6 protein-coding genes are annotated in these 5139 nt (G+C 57.4%); all 6 read right to left on the bottom strand.

Annotated elements, in window-relative coordinates; genetic code table 11:
• Positions 1 to 250: 250 nt before the first annotated feature.
• On the bottom strand, positions 251 to 1054 hold the full coding sequence (locus D4765_RS18695) for an ABC transporter permease (RefSeq protein ID WP_136643819.1): 804 nt from the start codon (positions 1052 to 1054) through the stop codon (positions 251 to 253).
• Positions 1051 to 1806, bottom strand: coding sequence for an ABC transporter permease (locus tag D4765_RS18690; RefSeq protein ID WP_136643818.1), 756 nt, complete (start codon positions 1804 to 1806; stop codon positions 1051 to 1053). The genes D4765_RS18695 and D4765_RS18690 overlap by 4 nt, the downstream gene beginning before the upstream one ends.
• Complete coding sequence (locus D4765_RS18685; RefSeq protein ID WP_136643817.1) at positions 1799 to 2746, bottom strand: ABC transporter ATP-binding protein; 948 nt, start codon at positions 2744 to 2746, stop codon at positions 1799 to 1801. The genes D4765_RS18690 and D4765_RS18685 overlap by 8 nt, the downstream gene beginning before the upstream one ends.
• 23 nt (positions 2747 to 2769) lie before the next feature.
• Positions 2770 to 3948, bottom strand: a complete 1179-nt coding sequence (locus D4765_RS18680) for a hypothetical protein (protein ID WP_136643816.1) — start codon at positions 3946 to 3948, stop codon at positions 2770 to 2772.
• A gap of 236 nt (positions 3949 to 4184) precedes the next feature.
• A complete protein-coding gene (locus D4765_RS18675; RefSeq protein ID WP_136643815.1) occupies positions 4185 to 4865 on the bottom strand; it encodes a 2OG-Fe(II) oxygenase in 681 nt (226 codons plus the stop codon).
• 24 nt (positions 4866 to 4889) lie between these two features.
• A partial coding sequence (locus D4765_RS19885; RefSeq protein WP_237280563.1) for a hypothetical protein occupies positions 4890 to 5139 on the bottom strand: 250 nt, incomplete at its 5' end.

The raw sequence follows: 5139 nt of genomic DNA, 5'->3' as shown, positions 1-5139 counted from the left end.
ACCCAGAAGCAGCTCGACACCGTAGCCGCCCAACTGAACCGTCGACCACGCAAACGGTACGGATACGCCACCCCAGATGAGATGATCAAAACCCTACTGGTGCAATGACCGCTTGAATCCGCCCACGCTAAGAGAGTAAGTACGTCAGTACGGTGCAGCGGGCGTCCGGCGAAGCAACTTGGTTGGACAATTGTGGGTGCGCTACGCGAGACACGTATGAAGCCTTGAGGCCAGCTCGCTGCGATTGTCCCTACAAAAGTTCCATCGAACCCGACCGCCTGCTTCTCCGATCGAGCATCTTCCACCCGATGCTGCCTATGACGGTCCAAGCCACTCCGATCAGGAGTGCTATACCAAGCCGTATCGCGTAGGAGGCTAGGTCACCGCGCAGGAGGAAATCGATTGCCTCCGTGGACTGGGTAAGAGGTACGACGTTCGCGATGATTTGAAAGGGTCCCCAATAGTTGGAGAGTGGCGTTACAACTCCACACAACACGAACATCACACTCACCGTGATGCTCGCGGGGAGAAGAGAGTCCCTCAGCTGAAGGCTCAGGGCGCCAACTGCAAAGCCGAAACCCGCGGTGCTGATCGACGTTACGATCACCGCTACCAGGCTCCCAACAATCGGGAACGATGTGCCTGAACCGAAGAAAAAGAGCGAGGTGAAACCGACTCCTATCAGTCCTGCGGCGGCGCCGACAACAGTGGCGGCAATGATTTGGCCTACCCACACCAGGAATGCCGGAAGTGTTGAGAGCATGACGGGGGCTAAAGCACCGTCGTAGCGACTTGTGGCCAGAACGATTGATGTGCTTTCGACCGCTGCGATCGCTGCGCTGAGCAGCGCGGCAGCGATGGCGACGCGTATTCGTGCAGCATCGCTCTGAGTGGTCCCGCTCATCCCGACAAGGTAGACGACTTGCAGGCACGGCCCAATGCCCAAAGCTACGAGCAGCGTCCGCCATGAGCGCGTGACGTCAAACGAGCGGAGACTGATCCGAGTCGCGGACCAAACGAGGTCAAGCAGAAGCCCCAAAGAGACGCGGCTCATGACAGATGAAGAGTTCCATCGACTCTTACGTGCTTCTCGGCCGCGCGCAGGATCATCCGGGCTACAACAACGAGAAGGATCGCTGTCACGCACACTTGCGCAATCCAGAAGACGCTCAGACTCGTCCCGTCGGCGGACTCCTGCAGAAGCGCAACCGCCCCAGTTAGCGGATGAAGCAGAGCGATACTCTGCCAGGGTTGCCCTAGCCGGTCATAGGGCAGAACGGCTCCGGAGAGTAGCAGGATAGGGGCAACGAGAACTGGTTCATAAACAATCGCGTGCCGCGTGATCACGAACAAGCCCGAGAGGCACAGCGCAGACACGGAGCACGCGATGAGCGTCAAGACAATACTCACCGCGTACCAAAGTGGCTGGGCGACGAACAGGCCGCCTCGAGCCACCCCAACGATTAGCGCGGTGACGGGAATGCTCAGCAGCCCGAGAATGGAGCAACTAATGGCGAGCGGGCTCAGGGTCCACGCCAACGGTCTCGGACTGCCGACAAGATACTCGAGCGTACCTTGAGCGCGTTGAAACCCAATAATGCCAACGGCTGCCACAGAAGTTGTCCAGATCCCAGCAGCTGTGCCATCGGCCCATACCGTGGCGGCGTCGGTTGCCCCAGCCATGAGCCGCAGCGCGACGAAAACTGCCGGGGGGATGAGCGCCAATTGCAGAAAGTAGCTGTTTTTGAGGAGTTGCGAGAAGTGAAAGCGCAACTCGCCGGAATAATCCAGAATTGCGTCAACCAATAGTCATTCTCCTCCGCGCCACCAAGGCGAGATATCCCTCTTCCAAAGTCGCGGGTCGGGTAACTACTGAGAGTGGTGCGTGTGTCGCGAGCACTTCACGCAGCTGCGGTTCATTGTCGCGGTTCGGTTCCCATGAAACGGTGACGAGTCGTTGGCCTCCTACCTGCTCCGAGTTGACATTTCGTACACCGGCAAGTTGGCTAATGGAGTTGCCTAGAGTGTCCGGCAAGTGTGTAAGAGTGGCGACCGTCACGTTGCCGATCCCTCCGGCGTTGGCAATGTCCGTGACCGCTCCGCGGGCGATAATTCGGCCGTCGATGATGACAGCAACATCATCAGCTAAGGCTTCGGCCTCGTACAGGTAGTGCGTGGTGAGCAGGATGGAATGCCCGCCGGATTTGAGCGATCTAACTAGATCCCGGAGTGCTAGCGCTGCTTCCGGGTCGAGGCCTATCGTGGGTTCGTCCAGCAACAGTAGAGGAGGGTTAGAGAGCAACCCACGCGCAATGTGGAGTCGCTGTCGAAGGCCACGGGAAAGAGTTTCGACGGCATCTCTTTTTCGGTCCGCGAGATTGACTGCGTCCAGAACGGCAGCGACGACGGCAGGCCGACGCCGTCTACTAACTCGGGCTAGGGAGGCGAAATAGTTGAGGTTTTCTTGCACGCTCGCCCGAAGGTAGAAGCCACGGTCGCCGCCGAGTACTAGCCCAATATTCGATCGGACCTGTCGCTCGTTACTTTTGATATCGAGCCCGGCGACAACAATACGCCCGGAGGAGGGTTCAAGAAGGGTCGCGATCATTTTGATGAGCGTCGTCTTACCTGCACCGTTTGGGCCAAGCAACGCAAGAGTCTTACCTGCGCCGATTTCGAGGCTGACATCATCGACGGCTCGATTCAATTTCCCGCCCCGAACGAAAGTTCTAGTGACGTTCGTCACCTCTAGAGCATGGCCGCCCGGCGTCAAAACGTACGCCCAAGCAAGTCGGAATCAAATCCCAATGGGTCTTCCTCGATCCGCGCTAGTACCCATGCGGCTTCATCAGTGAGCTGCATGGAATCCAGAATAGCTACGGCAACCTTCCGCAATTTAGCTAGGCGATTGGGCGACCCCTCGGCGGCGATGATCAGATACGCCTCCTCGGCGAGGCTTAACGCGAAGGTGTGTTGCGTGTCCAAGTAATAGTAATAGGCGGCGATTGACAGACTTTCACTCCGGGAAGATGGGTGCTGATGGGCCGTGACACTCAAGTTTTGCTCCAGGAAGGAGAGGGCCTTCTGGCGGTCCGCTAGCTTCCAGGCCATTTGCGCGACGTTGGTTCGAATCTGAGTCTGATACCTATATCCGGCATCGTAATCTAGCGTCACCCATAGGTCGTTTTGGCAAAGATCCATTGCCTCATCCATGAGCATCGCCGCTGGACCATTTTCGCCGGCCCGCACAAAGGTGAGCGCCTCAAGGTTAAGGGTCGAAGCCGAAATGATGTCGTGGTCAGCGCTGGCGATCTCCCCGTTGATTAGCGCATCCCTTGCGATGCGGCGTATTGAAACAAGTTCTGCACGAGCCGAGGACGCATCATTTTTCCTCTTGGCTCGCCACGCTGCTGAGCGCAACCGGACTAGGCACCGATCAGTCACGGATGGGGCGTTCTCTGCAGCCTCCTGGAAGAGGTCCATTACAGTGTGGTCATGAGAATTGCTGGCACCAGTAGTTGCAGCCAGAATGGCGGCGAGATAGAGCTGGGTTCGGTATTCCGAGGGACGCCGTACGTCATCCGCTACACGCAAGGCGAGGGCACGGGCATGCCCCCAAAGACCAGCGAAAGACACATACGCGTCTAGTACCCCAGCCAAGTCTCCGTCGGTACCCGCTCCGTTCTTCCAGGCCAGGTGAACACGATCAACGCCCCTGCCCAACCGTTCGTCGGATAGCAGCGCATGAAATTCGGGAAACGATTTGAGGCTCAGTTGAAGAAAATCGAACGGATCCGGCAATGCCCGAAGCCCTAGGTCAGAGATGTAGTTCGGTTGGGAGCTGCGTCTCGTTACTGGAATCTGTCCTAGAGCGGCTGAGCTCGCTCTCTCTAATAAAGCCGGTTTCAACGACGCGGCTGGCTCAAGCGCGAGTACCGAGGTAGCCACCTCGCAAGGCTCCGGCCGTGATTCAAGTAAAACGTTTTTCGGCAATGCAAACCCGATCATTAAATCGAATTGGCGCGTCACAACGCATTGCGGCAGCTGTGACGCGCCAAATGATGTTCTTAGTGAGCCCACGGCATCGACAGATCCCGGACGGTCTCGTCGCTTTCCTTGAGTTCAGCCTTGATGGTTTCGACGGACATTGTTGCACCTCCCTTCCTCTCGCTGCGGCGCGCTACTCAAACGGAGTGGCGCGGGTCTTCACGCAGGAAGAAACCTGTGTAGGAGGCTCTGTAGTGACTTCCTGCGGAGGGATCTACACGTCTGACAGCGTGATAAGTGTCGCCTTTGAATAGGGCCAGCCGGTTGGGCCGCGCCATCACGCAGTACGGGTCCCCCGCGTGGAGAATCTGATAGCCGAGGGGGTTGCCTTCGTATTGATCAGGGATCGAGACTTGCCGGACGTCGTTTCCGGGAAGGTCGAGAATCAGGAGATCACCAGACCAAGAGGCATCCCAGACCGGATGAATGTAGAGCACGAAAGCTGCGGCGGTCTTGCTATTTTCGGCAGCACCATCGTTGTGCCAATTCAGCGCGGCATTCGCGTGATATTTCCAGGGAGTCAATGTGAAACCCGCCCAATCAGCGCCAGACACGCCTATTACGTCGGCGCTACGCACCGCGTAATCGGCAATCACACGGGAGATATCTCCAGCTGGGCATGCCTCAGCTTCGGCAAGCGTTTGGAAACGAGGTTCCCCAAACTCAACATCTCCGGTAAGCAAGTCGTGGCCAGCTACGTCGGAGGAATGGGTTTTATAGCCCTCGGCAAGGAAATCTAGCCATTTTTCGGAATGAACTGACGACTCTAGAACGTCGTCCCAAACGGCGAAACGATCACCTTGCGCACGAATACTCACCCAAACCTCTTCCCCGGTTCCGTCTCAATATTCTTTGTAAAGGCAGCAGAGTTCGCAACCCTCCGGCCACGAAACCGCCGTCACCGGCAAGATACTTGCGCCTACCAATAGTCGCGCGCGGGAATTCCTCGCCTGACCTCGACCGAACGGGTCTGTACGATTTTCGGTGTAACTCCTGACAAGGAGGAACATGATGACCGATGTATTGAGTGACGTGGTGGAGGACGAAGCCGTGGCGACGGTGAAGCAGAATGGCGTGGTCGACGGGCGGTTG

Source organism: Subtercola vilae, from assembly GCF_004923255.1.
GTDB lineage: Bacteria > Actinomycetota > Actinomycetes > Actinomycetales > Microbacteriaceae > Subtercola > Subtercola vilae.
This window is presented reverse-complemented; position numbering and strand designations above follow the sequence as displayed.

Bases quoted from the DNA above. Each gene is read 5' to 3' on its own strand.
- D4765_RS18695 (WP_136643819.1), bottom strand. From the start codon at position 1,054: ATGAGCCGCGTCTCTTTGGGGCTTCTGCTTGACCTCGTTTGGTCCGCG.